Origin of the sequence: Clostridium sp. CM74B_53 (genome assembly GCF_036318045.1) — a bacterium.
GTDB lineage: Bacteria > Bacillota > Clostridia > Lachnospirales > Lachnospiraceae > Pilosibacter.
In genome coordinates this window covers 25,603-45,176 of sequence record NZ_JAWQDE010000023.1, presented here as the reverse complement: position 1 = coordinate 45,176, position 19,574 = coordinate 25,603, and the positions used below count along the sequence as shown (strand labels likewise).

The 19,574-nt window shown below is 50.0% G+C and carries 16 protein-coding genes; 14 read left to right on the top strand and 2 right to left on the bottom strand.

What is annotated here, in order from left to right; all coding sequences use genetic code 11:
* Positions 1-224: 224 nt before the first annotated feature.
* From V2546_RS14775 to V2546_RS14755, 5 genes are all read left to right on the top strand, one after another.
* Positions 225-1,424, top strand: coding sequence for a site-specific integrase (locus V2546_RS14775; protein WP_329752721.1), 1,200 nt, complete (start codon positions 225-227; stop codon positions 1,422-1,424).
* A gap of 185 nt (positions 1,425-1,609) precedes the next feature.
* Positions 1,610-2,101, top strand: a complete 492-nt coding sequence (locus V2546_RS14770) for a low molecular weight protein-tyrosine-phosphatase (protein WP_329752720.1) — start codon at positions 1,610-1,612, stop codon at positions 2,099-2,101.
* A 121-nt stretch (positions 2,102-2,222) separates the two neighbouring features.
* Positions 2,223-2,663 (top strand): IS200/IS605 family transposase, encoded by a 441-nt coding sequence (tnpA, locus tag V2546_RS14765; RefSeq protein WP_329752718.1) that lies wholly within the window; start codon positions 2,223-2,225, stop codon positions 2,661-2,663.
* A 374-nt stretch (positions 2,664-3,037) separates the two neighbouring features.
* Positions 3,038-3,997, top strand: coding sequence for a transposase (locus V2546_RS14760; protein ID WP_329752717.1), 960 nt, complete (start codon positions 3,038-3,040; stop codon positions 3,995-3,997).
* 362 nt (positions 3,998-4,359) lie between these two features.
* Positions 4,360-4,770 carry a peptide deformylase gene (locus V2546_RS14755; RefSeq protein WP_118298932.1) on the top strand — a complete coding sequence of 137 codons (411 nt, stop codon included), beginning with the start codon at positions 4,360-4,362 and terminating at the stop codon, positions 4,768-4,770.
* 52 nt (positions 4,771-4,822) lie between these two features.
* On the opposite strand, the gene V2546_RS14750 is transcribed toward V2546_RS14755, so the two are convergent.
* On the bottom strand, positions 4,823-5,857 hold the full coding sequence (locus V2546_RS14750) for a L,D-transpeptidase family protein (protein ID WP_329752716.1): 1,035 nt from the start codon (positions 5,855-5,857) through the stop codon (positions 4,823-4,825).
* Positions 5,858-6,300: 443 nt separating this feature from the next.
* Here V2546_RS14750 and V2546_RS14745 point away from each other — a divergent pair, with 443 nt between their 5' ends.
* The gene (locus tag V2546_RS14745) at positions 6,301-7,572 is read left to right on the top strand and encodes a 2-hydroxyacyl-CoA dehydratase family protein (RefSeq protein ID WP_329752715.1); all 1,272 of its coding nucleotides are present in this window, start codon (positions 6,301-6,303) and stop codon (positions 7,570-7,572) included.
* A 108-nt stretch (positions 7,573-7,680) separates the two neighbouring features.
* Positions 7,681-9,378, top strand: coding sequence for an acyl-CoA dehydratase activase (locus V2546_RS14740; RefSeq protein ID WP_329752714.1), 1,698 nt, complete (start codon positions 7,681-7,683; stop codon positions 9,376-9,378).
* 197 nt (positions 9,379-9,575) lie between these two features.
* Here the strand turns inward: V2546_RS14740 and V2546_RS14735 are convergent, their stop codons facing one another.
* The gene (locus V2546_RS14735) at positions 9,576-11,054 is read right to left on the bottom strand and encodes a DUF1846 domain-containing protein (protein WP_252197570.1); all 1,479 of its coding nucleotides are present in this window, start codon (positions 11,052-11,054) and stop codon (positions 9,576-9,578) included.
* Between the two features lie 250 nt (positions 11,055-11,304).
* Between V2546_RS14735 and V2546_RS14730 the strand changes: the two genes are divergently transcribed.
* The 7 genes from V2546_RS14730 (at position 11,305) to whiA (ending at position 19,562) form a co-directional block, all read left to right on the top strand.
* Positions 11,305-12,666 (top strand): putative glycoside hydrolase, encoded by a 1,362-nt coding sequence (locus tag V2546_RS14730; protein WP_329752713.1) that lies wholly within the window; start codon positions 11,305-11,307, stop codon positions 12,664-12,666.
* A 224-nt stretch (positions 12,667-12,890) separates the two neighbouring features.
* A complete protein-coding gene (locus tag V2546_RS14725; RefSeq protein WP_243022328.1) occupies positions 12,891-13,550 on the top strand; it encodes a DUF1653 domain-containing protein in 660 nt (219 codons plus the stop codon).
* A complete protein-coding gene (uvrC, locus tag V2546_RS14720) occupies positions 13,547-15,484 on the top strand; it encodes an excinuclease ABC subunit UvrC (RefSeq protein ID WP_118532314.1) in 1,938 nt (645 codons plus the stop codon). The genes V2546_RS14725 and uvrC overlap by 4 nt, the downstream gene beginning before the upstream one ends.
* A gap of 280 nt (positions 15,485-15,764) precedes the next feature.
* Positions 15,765-16,694, top strand: coding sequence for an HPr(Ser) kinase/phosphatase (hprK, locus tag V2546_RS14715; protein WP_118532421.1), 930 nt, complete (start codon positions 15,765-15,767; stop codon positions 16,692-16,694).
* Between the two features lie 58 nt (positions 16,695-16,752).
* Positions 16,753-17,622, top strand: coding sequence for a UDP-N-acetylmuramate dehydrogenase (murB, locus tag V2546_RS14710; RefSeq protein ID WP_329752712.1), 870 nt, complete (start codon positions 16,753-16,755; stop codon positions 17,620-17,622).
* Positions 17,623-17,730: 108 nt separating this feature from the next.
* The gene (gene rapZ, locus V2546_RS14705; RefSeq protein ID WP_118298941.1) at positions 17,731-18,600 is read left to right on the top strand and encodes an RNase adapter RapZ; all 870 of its coding nucleotides are present in this window, start codon (positions 17,731-17,733) and stop codon (positions 18,598-18,600) included.
* A gap of 2 nt (positions 18,601-18,602) precedes the next feature.
* Positions 18,603-19,562, top strand: a complete 960-nt coding sequence (whiA, locus tag V2546_RS14700) for a DNA-binding protein WhiA (protein ID WP_118298942.1) — start codon at positions 18,603-18,605, stop codon at positions 19,560-19,562.
* Positions 19,563-19,574 lie beyond the last annotated feature (12 nt).

Genomic DNA, 19,574 nt, shown 5'->3' with positions numbered 1-19,574 from the left:
TTTTAGTAATACAAGTGCTGTCGATATTTGTTCTTGTGTGTACCTCATAACATGTCAGGCATTACACAGTCCAACTTTTCGTCCGCATGCCCTTTGGAGAAGTGGAATTTAAATTTTCATTTTAGGGATTTACCGATTTCACATGATATAACTATGCGGAGAGCTGGATTTGTGCTATGATAAGAGCGCAAGTCTGGCTCTCTTTTTTGAAAGGAGAGTTCACGATGAGTGAGAAAAGACGAGATAACCGTAATCGGATTTTGCGAGAGGGCGAGTACCAGCGTAAAGATGGGAGGTATCGGTTCCGCTATATTGATGAGGACGGAAAAGAGAAAAATGTATACAGTTGGCGTTTGGACAAGAATGACCCAATGCCAAAAGGGAAGAAGCGGGAGCCTTCCCTGCGTGAGAAAGCAAAACAGATTGAAGCGGATTTGTTTGACCGTATCGTAACAAACGGCGGCAACTATACTGTTTTGGAACTGGTAGAAAAATATGTTTCATTGAAAACAGGAGTTCGTCACAATACGGTTGCCGGATATAAAACGGTCATCAATATGCTGAAAAAAGAGAGTTTTGGGAATCTGCGAATTGATAAGGTGCGTTTGTCAGATGCAAAGGCATGGTTGATTAAGCTCCAGCAGATTGATGGACGGGGATACAGTTCCATTCATTCTATCCGGGGAGTTCTAAGACCGGCATTTCAGATGGCAGTCGATGATGACCTGCTTCGTAAAAATCCATTTGAATTTGAGCTTGCATCTGTCATTGTCAATGATTCTGTTACTAGAGAAGCGATTACCCGAAAGCAGCAGAGAGATTTGCTGAAGTTTATTCAGGAAGATAAGCATTTCAGCAGATACTATGATGCAATCTATATTCTTTTTCACACAGGGCTTCGTATCTCAGAGTTCTGTGGGCTGACAGTTTCAGAAATTGAGTATGGAGAAATGCGTATCAAGGTAGACCATCAGCTACAGCGTACTGCACAGATGCAGTATGTGATCGAAGAACCGAAAACAGACAAAGGTATTCGATATGTACCGATGACAGAAGCTGTTGCAGCGTGTTTTCGCAGAATCATTGCCAACCGAAAGACGCCAAAGGTTGAGCCGATGGTGGAAGGATATGCCGGATTTTTGTTTCTGGATAAAAACGATATGCCGATGGTTGCCCTTCATTGGGAGAAGTATCTGGAGCATATCATTCAGAAATACAATAAAATTTACCGTATCCAGATGCCGAAAGTTACCCCTCATGTATGCAGGCACACCTTTTGCTCTAATATGGCAAAATCCGGGATGAATCCAAAAACCTTGCAGTATATCATGGGTCACGCAGACATCAGTGTAACCTTGAACACTTACACCCATGTAAATTTTGATGATGCAAAGGAAGAAGTATATCGGATAGCGAATAGTTAAAAAAGCCCGTTGGTAAGGACGCTTGCTTTACCAACGGATTTACCAAGATTGCAGGGAAAAACATAAGAAAATACGAGAAGATTTGAGAAGATACCTTAAAAAGAAAGGAAAATTCAAAAGTCGGAAAACCCTGAAATATCAAGTGTTTGAGAAGAAATACAAGACTTAAATGGAGATATAAAAAGATGATAAAAATACTTTTTATTTGCCTCGGCAACATCTGCCGAAGCCCACTCGCCGAGTTCTACTTTAAAGACCTCGTGGCAAAACACAACCTTTCCGCTGAATTTTATATCGAATCCGCGGCGACCTCCTATGAGGAGACCGGAAACCCGGTACATCCCGGAACGCGAAAGAAGCTGGCGGCGGCAGGCATCTCCTGCGCGGGGAAGACTGCGAGATGTATGGAAAGGGAGGATTACCGGAAATTCGATTATCTGATCGGGATGGATCAGGCGAATATCAGGAATATAACACAGATCGCGGGCGGTGATCCGGAGAAGAAGATCTATAAGATGCTGGAATTTGCCGGAGATGGCTGGAAAGAGCTTAAAGCGGGAAAGCGGAACCCGGATAAGGTGCCGGATGTGGCGGATCCGTGGTATACCGGGAATTTTGATGATACCTGGCGGGATGTGACAGCCGGGTGTGAGGGATTATTAAAGTTTTTGGATTAGTTATTGAAAAACGGCACACCGCATTCTAGTTACTTTAGTGATGAGTTAGGTGTGCCAAATCTTCTTGTAAAAAACAGAACTAGTGTTTGCTGTATATAGAAACATATGATATAATTAAAACATGGAAAAAGATATATTTACTATTACGGGAAATGCACTTTCATATGGTAGAGGATATGTGTATTCTTTACAGTACCATCTTGTCTGGTGCACGAAATATCGAAAACAGGTTCTGAAGAATGGGATAGATGCAGAATGTAAAAGGATGCTGTATGAGCTTGCGAAGGAATACAAATTTAAGATTCTGGCAATGGAGGTTATGCCGGATCATATTCATTTACTTCTGGATTGTAAACCGCAATTCTTTATATCAGATATGATAAAGATTATGAAGGGGAATCTGGCACGTCAGTTGTTTCTTTCGCATCCTGAACTAAAACAGGAGCTTTGGGGAGGACATTTGTGGAATCCATCCTATTGTGCAGTTACCGTAAGTGACCGAAGCAGGGATCAGGTAATGGCATATATTGAGGGACAAAAAGAGAAGGAAAAAAGAAAGTAGGGAACTTTATGCAAATTGTATCCAGCTATGGAGTAGAAATTAATAAAAAGAATATACCGCTCCGCTCTACGCTGGATATTTTCCGGAAAGCAGTTTCCTATCTGATTCCGGTGTATGCAGAAACCTGGGAAGAACTTTCAGAAATCAGGAATCCGCAAAAACGCTTTAATGAAGCGGAACATCTGGTGCATGAAACAAAAAAGAATCATGCCAGATTTCTGTTTGATCGTCACTTTCCTAAGATGCCCTCCTATCTGAGAAGATCAGCGATCCAACATGCCCTCGGAGCGGTGTCCTCCTATCAAACACGCCTTAGTTTGTGGGAAAAGGGAGAACTGAGGGGAAAGCCGAAGCTGGTCTGTGAGAATCATGCGATGCCGGTATTTTATCGGGATGTCATGTATAAGGAAGCAGAACCGAGAGAAGATGTGGCACATTTAAAGTTGTTTGATGGGCGTGAGTGGAAGTGGTTTCAGGTAAAATTACTTCATAACGATATGGAATATCTGCGAAAAAAATGGAGTGGTAAAAAGGCATCTGCCCCTACTTTGGAAAAGAAACATCATAAATATTTCCTTCGGTTTTCATACACAGAGGAAGTAAGCTTATCAAAAACAGAGGTAAAAGAGCAGGTGATATGCAGCGTTGATCTAGGGATCAATACGGATGCAGTCTGCAGCATCATGAGTGCAGATGGCACGATCCTGGGACGTAAATTTATAAATTTCCCCAGTGATAAAGACCATTTGTATCATGTGCTTGGCAGGATCCGCCGTTTTCAGAGAGAACATTCCTCCGGACAGGTCAAAAGCCGATGGGATTATGCCAAAAGGCTGAATATGGAGCTGTCCCGCAAAATAGCTGCGGAGATCACGAAATATGCTGCAGAGTATCGGGTAGACGTAATTGTGTTTGAGCATTTGGAAATGCAGGGGAAAATATCCGGAAAAAAGAAGCAAAAGCTTCATTTATGGAGAAAGCGGGATATTCAGAAGCTGTGTGAACATCAAGCACACCGGAATGGGATTCGTGTGTCCAGAGTCAGTGCCCAAAACACCAGCAGGCTGGCCTGTGACGGAAGCGGAGCGGTAGTAAGAAACCCGGAGAACCATAGCCTTTGTACCTTTCGGACAGGAAAACAGTATAACTGCGATCTGTCAGCAGCCTATAATATCGGAGCGAGATATTTTATACGGGAACTTTTAAAACCCTTGCCGGAAACGGAAAGGTCTTCACTGGAGGCAAAAGTACCAGCAGTGAAGCGTAGAACCTCCTGTGTTTATGCAGATTTAAGAAAGCTTTATGTAGAAGTAAATAACTTAAAAGCGGCATAAACACAGGCAGATATCCAGCGGACTACCTGTAATGTGGAAACCAGCCGTATCCGGCATGGAAAAAGTGCGTATCCGCACCAATTCTAAGTTACTGGCGTATCCGCCGATATTTAGTCTTGCCGCTTAAAGCGGCTGAGAAGCACGTGACTTTAGCCATGTGAGGTTCACACGGGTTTTCATCTGCAAAATCCTGTTGTGGTGCATGGGAAAGGAGTGACCATGTACTGTAACTCGATGAGAGGCAGAATGGTGTACTCGATATGGAAAACGATAAAGGATGGTATAGTGTAGCCAGCTGTGTGTATGTAGATCAGACTCTGCGGAACAGCTAATCGTGAATCGTAATAAGGAAGGAAAAACATATGGTAAAAAAGATCATTCATGACCCCATGTTCCTCAGGCAGAAGTCTGTGGACGCGACCGAAGCCGATAAGCAGGTGGTGACAGACCTTCTAGACACCCTGCGGGCGAATCTGGACCGGTGTGTCGGGATGGCGGCGAATATGATCGGGGTGAAGAAGAATATTATTGTTGTGGCAGTGGGACCGTTTCAGTTTGCAATGATCAATCCGGTGATCACGAAGAAGAGTGGACCGTATGAGACGGAAGAGGGATGTCTTTCGCTGAGCGGTGTGAGACCATGCACGAGGTACCAGGAGATCGAGGTGGATTATCTGGACCAGAATTTCGTCAAGAGGCATGGAAAATATTCCGAATGGACAGCGCAGATCATTCAGCATGAGATCGACCACTGCAATGGAATTCTCATATAAACGCATGAAAAAATAAGAACCTGGCGGCTGCCAGGTTCTTGTTTTCCCTCACTCACTTCTCAACCTCCGGATCCGTCGGATCCCAGTTCTGCTCAGCCGGGATCTTTTCTGCCGCCGGGCGCTCAAACGGGGCGGCGAGGTTGTCGCCAACGGTGACGACTGTTCCGGATGCGCAGTGATCGTAGATCCATTTGCAGTCAGCTACGGTCATGCGGATGCAGCCGTGGGAGGCAGGTTCCCCGAGTTTGTTGTATTCCTCTGCCGGAATATTATAGATGCTGGTGGTCTTTCCAGGAACGCTGTGGAAAAGAATGCTGGTATTTCCGAGTCTTGAGCAGTACTGTCCGTAAGTGGATTCTACCAGAGCATGCCAGCGGTACTTGTTCGTGAGTTTAAAGGTTCCGACCGGAGTCGGAGTGCTCGATTTTCCCGGGGAGCAGATAAAGGTGCGGTACGGGATAATGTAACCGTTGTCTCCATCCGGTGCATATACGGTAACCTGGCAGCGGGAACGGTCAACAGTGATCCGGAAGGACGGTGCGGCGAGAATTCCTTCAAGATCCTGGATCAGTGAGCAGGAAGTTTCGTCAAAATAAAATTTGTATCCATTGATATACTGCCAGCCCTTGACGGCATATCCGTCGGAATCAAAGTAGTACCAGTTGTTGTTTGCATTCTGCCAGCCATTTTTCGTGAGCTCACCGCTCTCATTCCGGTAGATCAGACCGTCAGCCGTCTCATGAATCCCGGTCGTAAGGTCCTCCGGCGGAGTCTCCCGCTGTTTCACCATGCCGTTTACAGTCCAGCGGCCATCGGAATCGACCTGGAAGCCGTCCGGAGTTCTTGTTCCGGCCAGCAGCTGGCCTTTTTTATCAAAGTAGTAGCATTCTTCCATGCCGTCCTGGTCGGAATCGATCCAGTACCAGCCGTCTGCGGCGTAAGAGCCGTCTCCGAGATCGTATTTCCACTGGTTCGGTCCTCCCTGATTGGACCATGTTCCTGCATAGGAGGCCAACGGGTTGATGAGCAGTGCTGCGAAGGCTGCGCCGAGGCAGGTGTGGAGTGTATATTTTGTTTTCTGATTCATAATGAGGTTCTCCTGAAGGTAAAAATAAAATTCTTTTTCACATGAATATAGCTGCCTCGCGTTCCACACAGAGGAACCGAAACAGCTTCGCTTTTTATTCTAAGTATATCACTGAAAAAAATCAATCCTTTTTCTGAAAATCCTGCTACATGGACTTCACGCAGTCCCCAATCGTTCGAAAATCTTTACTTTTCGAAAAAAATGACTATAATAAAATATCAGGGCTCAAAATCCGGGGATCCGATATCGGTTTACAGATGCCGGATCCCTGAGTTCCCAGCCTCGATAAAACATGAATAAGCAGCCATTTTTATTAACAAAATGGTAACAGTTACGCAAAGTGAGCGGATTATGAATGTTCTGCAAAATGCAGTTCATCAGATAAAAGACAGCGGGTAAGATTCAGGACCCGCACAACAAGACATCAAAGGAAGTGAACTACAATGAATATCGTAGACAAATTCGGAAATATCGTGGGAACAGAGGCCATGAAGGATCCGGAGAAAGCACGGCGACTTCTCCTCACCGGTTACCGCATGCAGGAGAAAAAGCTGCAGCTTTTCCCGGACCGCGCACTGCCGGAATCCGGACAGTATGTGGCGAAGATCGTTATGAAGAACATCATTGAAGCGCTTGCAAAACCGGAGCAGGCGGCGATGGTCAGCATTTTTGTCCCGGGCGAGCTCGTGGCGGCAGCAGGCCTTACCCCGTACTCGGTGGAGGCGCTGTCCTGCTTTATCGCCGGAACGAAATGTGAGCAGGCATTTTTGAGAAGAACGGAGGAAGAGGGATTCCCCGAGACCATGTGCTCCTACCACAGGGTGTTCCTCGGAGCGGCGCTCAGCGGACTTCTCCCGAAACCGAAATGCACGGTCTACACGAACCTTGCGTGTGACGGCAACATGATGACATTTCCGTATCTGAAAGATAACTTCGGATGCGAGGGCTTTTATATCGATGTTCCGTATGAGAAAAATGAGGACTCCGTAAAATATGTTGCGGACCAGCTGAGAAAGCTGAAGGAATTCCTGGAGGAAGTGACAGGAAAGAAGATCACGGAGGAAGCAGTCGCAAAGGCGGTCGCGAACAGCAGGAAGGCATCTGAAAACTATCGGGCGCAGCTTGCCCTGAGAAAGGACCACGATCCTGTCACATCCCTGACGAATGAATTGTATGCACTCTTCATGTGCCATCTGATGGCTGGATCGGAAGAGGCAGTGAAATACACGAAACTTCTCCTTGAGGATGTGAAGAAAGCCCCGAAGGGCGAAGGACTCCATGTTCTCTGGATGCACATCATGCCGTTTTTGCAGGAGCCGGTGAAGGAAGTATTCAACTACAATCAGAAGATGCACATCCGCGCCTGCGATTTCATCGCCGATGGATTCCAGGAGATGCATCATGAGGATCCGTACGAGGCGATGGCGGAGAAGATGGTAAACTGCATCTATAACGGGAATGTGAACCAGAGGATCGAGGCCGCAAAGAACCTCGCAAAGGAGACGGATGTGGACGGCGCGATCCTGTTTGCCCATTGGGGATGCAAGGGAACGATCGGCGCGTCGAGCCTGATCAAGAGCTCCCTGGAGAAAGACGGACTGCCGACCATGATCCTCGACGGGGACGGATGCAATCCGGCCAACACCAGCGACGGTCAGGTTTCAACGAGACTTCAGGCATTCATTGAAATGCTGGAGAAGGCGAAAAGTGAGTAATCGATTCCAGATAAAAAATATTTGACGAAATGAAGCAAGCTGCGAAAGAGGATTGCGAACATCCTTTGACTTGTAAAAACGAATTGATTACAAAAAGGAGAAAATTTCATGATACATTATGTCTGTAAATACACCCCGATCGAGCTGTTTGCGGGCTTCGGGGAAACATGCGCGGTCCTGGAGGAGATGCCGGAGAACTTCGAGATGTCGGACCAGATCGCCCATGCAAATCTCTGCGGATTCGGAAAATCCGTGATCCAGGCAGTTCTGCAGGGAAAAGCGGATGAGCTTGTCATGGTGAACTGCTGTGACTCCATGCGCCGCGTGTACGATATCGCTGCGAGCACAGGAAAATGCAAATTTCTGTATATGCTGGATCTCCCGCATGACGACAATGAGTGCGAGAAGGAAAAGTTTGCGGCAGCGATCCGCCGCCTGAAAGAGGCGTATGAGAAGTATTCCGGGAAAACATTTGATAAAGCTGCATTTTTCCATTCTTTCGCGAAACTTCGCACAGAGACGAAACCATATATCGGTGTTCTCGGCGTGCGTGTCAGCGGTGTCCTGGAAGACATGATCCGGGAAAACATCCGGATGGATGTGGATAACCTCACCTGTACCGGAGGAAGACGGTTGACAGTGACTCTGGAGGAACTGGAAAAGATGGATGAGGACGCGATGTTCCTCGCCTATGCGGACGGACTTTTGGGGCAGATGCCGTGCTTCCGCATGAACCAGAGTTCAAGGAGAACAGCTCTCTATCTGGACCCGAATTTAAAGGGGATCATTTATCACACGATCAAATTCTGCGATTACTATGGATTTGAGTACGCGAGCATCAAGAAAAACATCAAAGTCCCGCTTTTGAAGATCGAGACGGACTTTACGAGCCAGAGTGCCGGACAGCTTCTGACGAGGATCCAGGCATTCTCGGAGACGATCGAAGGTTCGGAGGACATGGACCCGGGAAAAGGAATCAGCGAGGAGGCAAGAGAGAAGATGGCATCAGGAGTTTATTATGTAGCGGGAATTGACAGCGGATCCACAAGTACCGATGTTGTGATCCTGGATCAGGACGGAAAGATCAAGTCCACGATGATCATCCCGACCGGCGGCGGAGCGACCATGAGCGCGGAGAAGAGCCTGGAGCTGGCCGTGGAGAAAGCGGGAATTAAAAAGGAAGAGATCGTCCGCATTGATACGACAGGATACGGACGTGCCTACATCGACAGTGGTGACGACAGCATCACGGAGATCACCTGCCATGCGAAAGGCGCCCATTATCTGAATCCGAATGTCCGCACTGTCATCGACATCGGCGGACAGGACATCAAGGCGATCAGCATCGATGAGAACGGCGCGGTCAAGAACTTCCTGATGAACGATAAATGTGCGGCCGGAACGGGACGTTTCCTGGAGATGATGGCGAGAACACTGGGACTTTCCCTGGAGGAGATGAGCACGAGAGGTCTGAAATGGAAGAACAATGTGGTGATCTCCAGTATGTGTACCGTGTTCGCAGAGTCGGAGGTCGTATCGCTCGTGGCACAGAATAAAGATGTGGCAGATATCATTCACGGTCTGAATGTGTCCGTTGCTTCCAAGGTCGGCGCGCTGGCGGCCCGCCTCGGACAGAACAATCCTGGCGAGTACATGATGACCGGCGGCGTTGCGCAGAACCAGGGAATCGTTGAGGCGCTGGAGGAGAAACTCGGCGCGAAACTCTATATCTGCGATGAGGCGCAGCTCTGCGGAGCACTCGGTGCGGCATTGTTTGCGTACGAGAAGTGCCAGGCTGCGAAGTAAGGAAAAAGAGTAAAAAATCCGTCATTCCGTCATGAAAACTAATTTCATGGCAGAATGGCGGATTTTGTCTCAGCCAGATAAGCTTTTTGTGGGAGTAGCTGCAAGCGCATCTCAGATGTAATTTATGAATGTGATAAATGGTCTGTGCGGATGCTCGTCCCCCGGAACAATGGATTTATCATTGGAATGTAATTCTTTTACCCGATCTTCTTATCTTCCTGAACCGGCTCGCATGTAACATCGATGCCGAGTTTCTTAAAGATATTTTTATCAACATTGGAGAGCATAACGGTCGTGTGGACCTGGCAGCCGCGGAGTTTCGGGAGCTGCTCTAACGCGATCCGGGCGTTGTCATCAGTAGCGGCACAGGTGGAGAGTGCGATCAGCACCTCGTCAGTGTGCAGTCTCGGGTTGACGCTGCCGAGATAGCGGACCTTTAACTCCTGGATCGGAGCGATGGACTCCGGGGAGATCAGGTCGATGGAGTGGTCGATCCCGCCGAGTTCTTTCACAGCGTTTAAGAGAACAGCTGCGGAAGCACCGAGGAGTTCCTTTGTCTTTCCGAGAACGATCTTTCCGTTCGGAAGCTCCATTGCAGCTGCCGGAGCGCCGGTTTTCTTCGCAAGTTCGATGGCAGCCGGAACAACCGGGCGGTCATTCGGGGAGATCTTTGCCTGCTTCATGATGAGCTCGATCTTGTATGCTTCGTTCTGGCAGGAATCGTCTTTTACGACTTTTTCAAGCGCCTGGTAGTAGCGGCGGATGATCTCCTGGCAGGAAGCTTCCCGGCACGCATCATCATCAAAGATGCAGAGTCCGGCCATGTTGACCCCCATATCGGTCGGGGACTTGTACGGGCATTCGCCGAAGATCCCTTCAAAGATCGCGCTCAGCACCGGATAGATCTCAACGTCACGGTTGTAGTTGACGGTAGTCTTTCCGTAAGCTTCCAGATGGAACGGATCGATCATGTTTACGTCGTTTAAGTCAGCGGTAGCGGCCTCGTAAGCTAAGTTTACCGGATGCTTTAACGGGAGATTCCAGATCGGGAAAGTCTCGAATTTTGCGTATCCGGCCTTTACGCCGCGTTTGTTTTCATGGTAGAGCTGGGAAAGGCAGGTTGCCATCTTTCCGCTTCCCGGTCCCGGAGCTGTGACAACGACGAGCGGACGTGTTGTCTCGACATAATCGTTCTTTCCGTAACCTTCATCGCTGACGATGAGCGGGATATTGCTCGGGTAGCCGTCAATCTCGTAGTGGCGGTAAACCTTAAGACCGAGCTTTTCCAGTTTGTGTTTGAACTGCTGGATCGCCGGTGTGTCAACGTAGCGGGTGATCACGACGCTGCTGACATAGAGTCCGCGGTCGGTGAATACTCGGATCAGGCGCAGCACGTCGAGGTCGTATGTAATGCCCAGATCGTAGCGCACTTTGTTCTTTGTGATATCAGCGGCGTTGATCGCGATGACGATCTCCGCCTGGTCAGCGAGCTGCATCAGCATGCGGAGTTTGCTGTCCGGTTCAAAACCCGGAAGCACGCGGGATGCATGGTAATCATCATACAGCTTGCCGCCGAACTCCAGATATAATTTATCGCCGAATTTGCTGATTCTCTCACGGATATGGTCAGACTGCATGGCGAGGTATTTATCGTTGTCGAAACCCTGCTTAATCATTTGTTCTCTTCTCCTCTTAATCATGATAAATGAAAAGATCCGGTTCAGGGCATCCTGAAAGACATCCGGGCGGACAAAGCCGTCATGGGGTGGACGTCTGGATCGGTTTCATATTGTTTTATTGTACCCGTCTATCTATTATCCACCAAAAACATCATTTTGAACAGTAGTTTTTTAATTTTTCTTTCCAAAATCCATATACTTATGCTATGATGATGATAACTATGGGAGAAGAACAGGAAGGACAAATATGAAAAAAATGCTATTTGCGTTCTCCATGGCGGGGATCCTGCTGTTATCAGCATGCGGAAGACCGGCAGCGGAGGAGACAGAGGCGGCAGAGACAACACCGGAAGCGGAGCGTGCGCAGGAGACCAGCGGTGTCCTGGTGATCGAGGATGCCGGAGAAGATAAGAACAAAACAATCTCCGTGCGGATCGTGGATTCCTCGAACCCGGCGCTTCCCGGGCGTGAGGCGAAGAAAGTCCGCGGCATCTACATCACAGGTCCTGTGGCCGGAAATGAGGAAGTCTTAAACGGAGTTCTGGACGGCGCCCTGGCGGCTGGGATCAACGCGGTGGTCATCGACTTTAAGGAGGACCAGGGGAGGATCACATGCCCGGTGAGCGCTGCGACCGTGAATGAGATCGGTGCCAGCATTCCTTACGTCCGTGATATGAAAAGCCTGATCGAAAGCCTGAAGGAACGGGATCTCTATGTGATCGCGAGAGTTGCGGCTTTCCGGGATTCTTACCTTGCGGAGAAGAAGCCGGAGTGGAGTTTGACACTGCCGGACGGAAGTCTGTACCGGGATCGCCAGGGGATGGCCTGGGTGGATCCGTACCGCCACGAAGTCTGGGATTATCTTCTGGAAGTTGGGAATGAGGCGAAGGAACTTGGCTTTGATGAGGTCCAGTTCGATTATCTGAGATTCCCGAATGAGGCATCGGCCGGACAGGTCGTCTACGATGATGCGGTGATCCGGGGACGTTCCAAGACGGATACGATCCTGGAGTGTGCCAATTATTTATATGAAAATCTCGCATCCCAGGGACTTTTCGTGTCGGCAGATGTGTTCGGCACGATCATCGGGAGCGGAGTGGATTCCAGCGCTGTCGGCCAGGATTATACGGAGATGGCGAAGATCCTTGATTATATCTGTCCGATGATCTATCCGTCCCACTACAGCTCCGGAAACTTCGGGCTGGAGCATCCGGACATGGAACCTTATAAGACGATCTTCGGAGCGCTCCAGAAGTCCGGAAAAGTCCTGCTCGACGCGTCGAGAGCCGATAACCATGAGAGCCGCCAGGCGATTGTGCGCCCGTGGCTTCAGGACTTTACGGCGACATACCTCGGAGAGGGCAATTATATCACCTACGGGGCCGCTGAGGTCGCAGAGGAAGTCCGCGCCGTGCAGGATGCCGGATATGAGGAATGGATGCTGTGGAGCGCTGCGAATAAATACCACTTAGAGGGACTTTCTGCGGACGGAAGCAGCGCGGCTGCGGCGGAAGTTTCGACAGAAACTTCTGAAGAAGGCGAGACAGCGGGTGAAGATGCAGACGGGACTTCTGAGGCTGAGTCCGCGGCAGAAACCGCGCAGCAATAGAAAAGTATGTTATTGTACGCGGGCAGAAATTTCCTAAACTGAAAATTCTGCAACATACAGCAGAAATCGAAAAATATAGTCACAGAACTTTATGTCTGGACCGGCCGGCGTCTGAAAAACGCCTGTCGGCCTGACAGAGCAGAGAGTAAAGTCATAGAACCTTATGCCAAAGGAGACACCGTCTTGAAAGGGGCGGCCGGACCCGGCAGAATGGAGAACAAAAAATGGAACAGATTCGTAAAACACCAGTGCCGGGAGAATTCTACCGGCACTTTAAAAATAAGTTATACCAGATCATTGCGGTCGCAACCCACTCGGAGACCGGGGAGGAGATGGTCGTCTACCAGGCTCTGTACGGGGATTTCAAGGTGTGGGTGCGCCCGTTATCGATGTTTTTAGAGGAGGTCGACCGGGAGAAATACCCGGATGCGGCCCAGAAATACAGGTTTGAGAGAGTACGTCTCGTGAAACCGAAAGATGCAGGTCAGTCCGGAACGAAATCAGCTCCTGAAAATGCCCAGCCGGAAAAAAATGATGCGAAAACCATTGATCAGGACGCAAAAAATCCGGCAGCGAAACAGTCAGCAGCGGCCAGCGAAAGCAGGAACGTGCAGATGACAGCCGGACAGGCGCCGGAGGAAGAACCGACGGTCAGCCAGGATCTTCTGGACTTCTTTGATGCGATGGACGAGAAGAATTACGACCGGATGCTGGAATGTCTGACGAAGCTTTCCGCGCATGCGACCCGGAAGGAACTCGATGACATCTGTCTGGTCCTGGACATCAATCCGCCGGCTGGCTGTGATGATAGCTTGTCTCAGATCATGTTCATCAAGCGCCACCTGGCGATGATCAGAAAGTTTGACGGGGAGAGATTGCGTTGACAGAAAAGGAAAATTCTTATGAGCGCCCGACCTTTAATATAGAAGAAGAGCTGAAAAAACTCCCAGCATCGCCGGGAGTTTATCTCATGCATGATAAGCACGATGAGATCATATATGTAGGAAAAGCGATCAGCTTAAAGAACCGTGTGCGCCAGTATTTCCAGAGCAGCCGCAACAAGACTGCGAAGATCGAAAAGATGGTCTCGAGGATCGCCCGGTTTGAGTACATCATCACAGATTCGGAGCTGGAGGCACTCGTTCTGGAGTGCAACCTGATCAAGGAACACAGACCTCGTTATAATACGATGTTAAAGGATGACAAGACGTATCCTTATATCAAGGTCACGACGGACGAGCCGTTCCCGAGAGTCCTGTTCTCCAGAACGATGAAGAAGGACAAATGCCGGTATTTCGGACCGTACACCAGCGCCGGGGCGGTAAAGGACACGATCGATCTGATCCACAAGCTCTGGAAGATCCGGACATGCAGCAGGAACCTTCCGAAAGATATCGGAAAGGACCGCCCGTGTCTGAATTACCACATTAAACAGTGCTCGGCACCCTGCCAGGGCTATATCTCCGAGGCAGAATATAAAAAGTCCGTCTCCGAGGTCATCGAGTTCCTGGACGGAAAATATACGCCGGTCTTGACGATGCTGGAGGAGAAAATGATGGCATCCTCCGATGCGATGGAGTATGAGCAGGCCATCGAGTACCGGGAACTCTTAAACAGTGTGAAGCAGGTCGCCCAGAAGCAGAAGATCACGAGCCAGAGCATGGAGGACCGCGATGTGATCGCCATGGCGCGGGATGAGGCGGATGCGGTGGTCCAGGTATTCTTTGTCCGCGACGGAAAGATGATCGGACGGGAACATTTCCGTGTCTCCGCGTCCACGGCGGACAATAATTACCAGATCATCGGAAGCTTCGTAAAGCAGTTCTACGCGGGAACTCCGTTTATCCCGAGAGAGATCTGGGTTCAGGAAAAGTTCCCGGAGATGGACCTGATCGCGGAATGGCTCACGAAGCGCCGCGGGCAGGCGGTAAAATTCCTGGTCCCGAAAAAAGGGCAGAAAGAGCGCCTGGTGGAGCTTGCGGAGAAGAACGCGAAGCTTGTGCTCGATCAGGATAAAGATAAGATCAAGCGGGAGGAGCTCCGGACCATCGGCGCCATGAACCAGGTGGGCGAGTGGCTGGGACTTGGAAAAGTCCGCCGGATGGAGGCCTACGATATCTCCAACATCAGCGGGTTTGAGTCGGTCGGCTCCATGGTGGTGTTTGAGGATGGAAGACCGAAGAGGAATGACTACCGGAAATTTAAGATCAGGACGGTCCAGGGCCCGAACGATTACGCGTCCATGGAGGAGGTCCTGACGCGCCGGTTTACCCACGGGATGGAGGAGCTGGAAGAAGAAAGGAAGAACCGGGAAGACGGAGAGGAAGCACTGGACGGAAGATTCGGAAGCTTTACGAGATTCCCGGATCTGATCCTCATGGACGGCGGACGCGGACAGGTGAATATCGCACTGAAGGTCCTCGATGAGCTGCGGCTCGATATCCCGGTCTGCGGCATGGTAAAGGACGACAACCACCGGACGAGAGGTCTCTACTATAATAATGTGGAGATCCCGATCGACCGCCATTCCGAGGGATTCAAGCTTGTGACGAGGATCCAGGATGAGGCCCATCGGTTTGCGATCGAATATCACAGGAGTCTGCGAAGCAAAGCGCAGGTCCATTCGATCCTGGATGATATTGAAGGGATCGGTCCGGCGAGAAGAAAGGCGCTGATGCGGAGATTTAAGTCACTGGAAGCGGTGCGGGACGCCTCCCTGGAGGAACTTGAGAGTACAGAGGGAATGAATAAGCGCGCGGCGGAGAGTGTGTATACGTATTTCCGTGAAAAAGACCGTATGCCTCAGATCTCAGAGTAGATGAAAATTTCGTGCCCCCAAAACTGTATCATACGGAATTTTCAGTTCAGAAAATTCCTACCCGTGAGAAGTAACAATTTCGTGACATTCTGCCCGTGATATGATAGGATGAAGATAACTGTGCGCAGAGAGAAAAAGACTGAAGAGAAGTGTTCAAAGTCAGCACGATGCGAAGCTGTCAGACTCTGCGGGACTGCCGGTTTGGAGTTAAAACAGGAACAAAAAGAACAATCGCAGGTTATGTATGTCAGCAGACAGATACAGAAAGGAGAACTTCATCATGTACGGAGTTACCATAGCCGAATTAATAGAAAAAATGGATTTCAAAAACCTGACACCGGAGCTGGATTCCGAAAAGATCGTCGTTTCCCACCCGGATGTCAATCGTCCGGCGCTTCAGCTCACCGGATTTTACGCGCATTTTGACAACGAGCGCGTGCAGATGATCGGAAATGTGGAGATCGCATATCTCTCCGGACTTTCCAGAGAGCGCAGGATTGCGATGTATGACAAGCTGATCTCCAGCAAGATCCCGTGCCTCGTATTTTGCAGAAATCAGATTCCGGAGCCGGAGGTTACAGAACTCTGCAGCCACTACGGTGTTCCATGCCTTCTCTCCTCGAAACCGACATCCGACACGATGGCGGAGGTCATCCGCTGGTTAAAGGCAAAGCTTGCTCCGTGCATCAGTATCCACGGAGTTCTTGTCGATGTATTCGGCGAAGGCGTCCTGATCACAGGTGAGAGCGGGATCGGTAAGAGTGAGGCGGCTCTGGAGCTGATCAAACGAGGTCACCGTCTCGTCAGCGACGACGTGGTGGAGATCCGCAAGGTCAGCGACGAGACACTTGTCGGCTCTGCCCCGGATATCACAAGATACCTGATCGAGGTGCGCGGGATCGGCATCATCGATGTAAAGACCCTGTTTGGCGTCGAGAGCGTCAAGGACACCCAGTCCATCGACATGGTCATCAAACTCGAAGAGTGGGATAAGAATAAGGAATATGACCGCCTCGGTCTTGAAGACCAGTACACGGAATTCCTTGGAAATAAAGTGATCTGCCACAACATTCCGGTCCGTCCGGGACGTAACCTGGCAGTCATCGTAGAGTCCGCGGCGGTCAATTACCGTCAGAAAAAGATGGGATACAATGCGGCCCAGGAACTCTACAACCGCGTGCAGGCGAACATCGCGAAACGCAGCGAATGATCCACAGCCTGCGCTGGATAAAAGTGCAGGTGGAATTATATAAGAAGGAGAAACATTCATGGAAATCAGAACAAATGAGCCGATGGCGCGGCACACATCGTTCCGCGTCGGCGGCCCGGCAGACCGGTTCATGATTCCGGAATCAGAGGGAGAACTCCGCGAGGCAGTTCTGGACTGTAAAGCGTCCGGAAAGCCGTGGTACATGGTCGGAAACGGGAGCAATCTCCTCGTGGGAGATAAAGGCTTTCGAGGCACGATCATCAGCACGGAGCGGCTTACGGAGCTGGAAGTTCAGAAAAACGAAAACAGTATCATCGCCGGAGCCGGTGTGATGCTCTCAAAGCTTGCGAACACGGCGGCGAGAGAGAAGCTTACCGGTCTGGAATTTGCGGCGGGCATTCCCGGGACCGTCGGCGGCGCAGTCATGATGAACGCGGGTGCATATGGTTCCGAGATGAAGAACGTGCTCTTGTGGGCGGACGTGATGGACCGGTACGGGACGGTAAAGCGGCTGAAGAATGAGGAGCTGGAGCTCGGATACAGAACGAGTGCGCTGGAGCGCCGTGGTCTCTTCGCAGTGCGCGCAGCGTTTAGCCTGACAACGGGGGATCCGGACGCGATCCGGGCGAAGATGGAAGAACTCGCGGCAAAGCGAAAAGAAAAACAGCCGTTAGAGTATCCGAGTGCCGGAAGCACCTTTAAGCGCCCGGAGGGATATTTTGCCGGAAAGCTGATCGAGGATGCCGGATTGAAGGGATTTTCTGTCGGAGGCGCAGCAGTTTCCGAAAAACACGCAGGTTTCGTGATCAATAAGGATCATGGAACGGCGGCGGATATCCTGGAACTCTGCAATGAGGTGAAACGACGGGTGAAGGAAAATTCCGGCGTGGATCTGGAGATGGAAGTAAAATTATTAGGGGATTTCTAGGAGAGTTTACGGGCAGGAGTTTTCCGAATGGAAAATCCTGCGGGATATAGTTGCGTTCGCAGATTCTGTGTACAGCAGCTTTCTAAGAATACAGGGAGGAAGATCTCGTTGAGACTTGTAATCGTGACCGGAATGTCGGGAGCCGGAAAGACAACGGCATTAAAAACACTGGAAGACATGGGATTTTACTGTGCCGACAACCTGCCGGTCCTTCTGATCGAAAAATTTGCGGAGCTGGTCATGAACGGACAGAGCGAAAAACAGGATATCGCCCTAGGGGTAGACGTGCGCAGCGGTGAGGAACTGCCGTATCTTGAGACGATCATCCGGAAATGGAGAGAGAACAAATATCCGTTCTCGATCCTGTTTCTGGACTCCTCCGATGAAGTCCTGATCAAGCGTTTTAAGGAGACGAGACGGAGCCATCCGCTCTCAAGGACGGGGCGCGTGGAAAAAGGGATCGAGCTGGAGCGGGAAAAACTCGCTTTCCTGAAAAAAGAGGCCGACCAGGTCATCGACACCAGCAGACTTCTGACAAAGGAGCTGCGCCATGAGCTGGAGAATCTTTACCGGGGAAACGACGGACACAGCAGCATGTTTATCACGGTCCTGAGCTTCGGCTTCAAATACGGGATCCCGGCGGACGCGGACCTCGTGTTTGATGTGCGGTTCCTCCCGAATCCTTACTATGTGGAAGAACTGCGGTTTCACACGGGAACAGAAAAAGCGGTGCAGGACTATGTGATGCAGGGCGGCACCGGGGAAGAATTCCTGAAGAAACTGAATGACCTTCTGGAATTTGTGATCCCGAAGTATGAACAGGAAGGAAAAACGCAGCTTGTGATCGCGATCGGGTGCACCGGCGGACGTCATCGTTCGGTGACGATCGCAGGAGAAGTATTTAAGCGTCTGACGGAGTCCGGGCGGTATGAGATCCGGCTGGAACACAGAGACGCGGGGAAGGATGGAGGAAAGTAGTCATGTCTTTCTCTTCCAGGATCAAGGAAGAACTTTCCAGGCATATGAGCGCAGCAAGGCACTGCCAGATCGCTGAGATCGCAGCGATCTTAAGTCTTTGCGGTCGGATCCAGATCTCCGGAGACGATCATTACAGCATCAAGATCCATACAGAAAATGTGACGGTTGCCAGAAAGTGCTTTACATTATTGAGAAAAACATTTAATATAGAAACTGACATTTCTATACGGAGGAACGCGCATCTTGGGAAAAACAGGATCTATTCAGTCTGTGTCAAACAGCATGAGGACGCGCTCCGTGTATTGAAAGCCACAAAACTTCTATCGGAAGACGGGGAGATTGGGGAGAATCTTTCTGTGGTGGGAAATGTGGTCGTCCAGAACCCCTGCTGCCGCAGGGCATTTTTGCGCGGCGCTTTTCTCGCATCAGGATCGATCAGTGATCCGGAGAAGTTTTACCATTTTGAGATCGTCTGCGCGACAGAGCCCAAAGCGCGCCAGATCCAGTCCATTATGGCGACGTTTGATATCGATGCAAAAATTGTCATCCGCAAACGCTACTATGTGGTATATATTAAAGAGGGAAGCCAGATCGTAGATATCCTGAATGTGATGGAAGCCCATCTGTCACTGATGGAGCTGGAGAACATCCGCATTTTAAAAGAAATGCGCGGAAATGTAAACCGCCAGGTCAACTGCGAGACGGCAAATATTAACAAGACAGTGTCTGCTGCCGTGAAACAGATCGAGGATATCGAATTTATCCGCGACACGGTGGGATTTGAAAGTCTCCCGGATGGTCTTGCGCAGATCGCGCGGGCAAGACTTCTGAAACCTGAGGCGACACTGAAGGAACTGGGCGAAGACCTGGAACCGCCGGTTGGAAAATCCGGTGTCAATCACCGCCTGAGAAAGCTTGGTGAGATGGCGGAAAAATTGCGGGACCAGGGGACAGATAGCTGAATGGAAATTGGT

Coding starts and splice junctions, on each gene's coding strand:
- V2546_RS14745 (WP_329752715.1), top strand. CDS start 6,301: ATGAATATCGTAGACAAATTCGGAAATATCGTGGGAACAGAGGCCATG.
- V2546_RS14760 (WP_329752717.1), top strand. CDS start 3,038: ATGCCGGTATTTTATCGGGATGTCATGTATAAGGAAGCAGAACCGAGA.
- V2546_RS14775 (WP_329752721.1), top strand. CDS start 225: ATGAGTGAGAAAAGACGAGATAACCGTAATCGGATTTTGCGAGAGGGC.
- V2546_RS14770 (WP_329752720.1), top strand. CDS start 1,610: ATGATAAAAATACTTTTTATTTGCCTCGGCAACATCTGCCGAAGCCCA.
- whiA (WP_118298942.1), top strand. CDS start 18,603: ATGTCTTTCTCTTCCAGGATCAAGGAAGAACTTTCCAGGCATATGAGC.
- V2546_RS14740 (WP_329752714.1), top strand. CDS start 7,681: ATGATACATTATGTCTGTAAATACACCCCGATCGAGCTGTTTGCGGGC.
- V2546_RS14730 (WP_329752713.1), top strand. CDS start 11,305: ATGAAAAAAATGCTATTTGCGTTCTCCATGGCGGGGATCCTGCTGTTA.
- V2546_RS14750 (WP_329752716.1), bottom strand. CDS start 5,857: ATGAATCAGAAAACAAAATATACACTCCACACCTGCCTCGGCGCAGCC.
- V2546_RS14755 (WP_118298932.1), top strand. CDS start 4,360: ATGGTAAAAAAGATCATTCATGACCCCATGTTCCTCAGGCAGAAGTCT.
- V2546_RS14735 (WP_252197570.1), bottom strand. CDS start 11,054: ATGATTAAGCAGGGTTTCGACAACGATAAATACCTCGCCATGCAGTCT.
- hprK (WP_118532421.1), top strand. CDS start 15,765: ATGTACGGAGTTACCATAGCCGAATTAATAGAAAAAATGGATTTCAAA.
- murB (WP_329752712.1), top strand. CDS start 16,753: ATGGAAATCAGAACAAATGAGCCGATGGCGCGGCACACATCGTTCCGC.
- V2546_RS14725 (WP_243022328.1), top strand. CDS start 12,891: ATGGAACAGATTCGTAAAACACCAGTGCCGGGAGAATTCTACCGGCAC.
- tnpA (WP_329752718.1), top strand. CDS start 2,223: ATGGAAAAAGATATATTTACTATTACGGGAAATGCACTTTCATATGGT.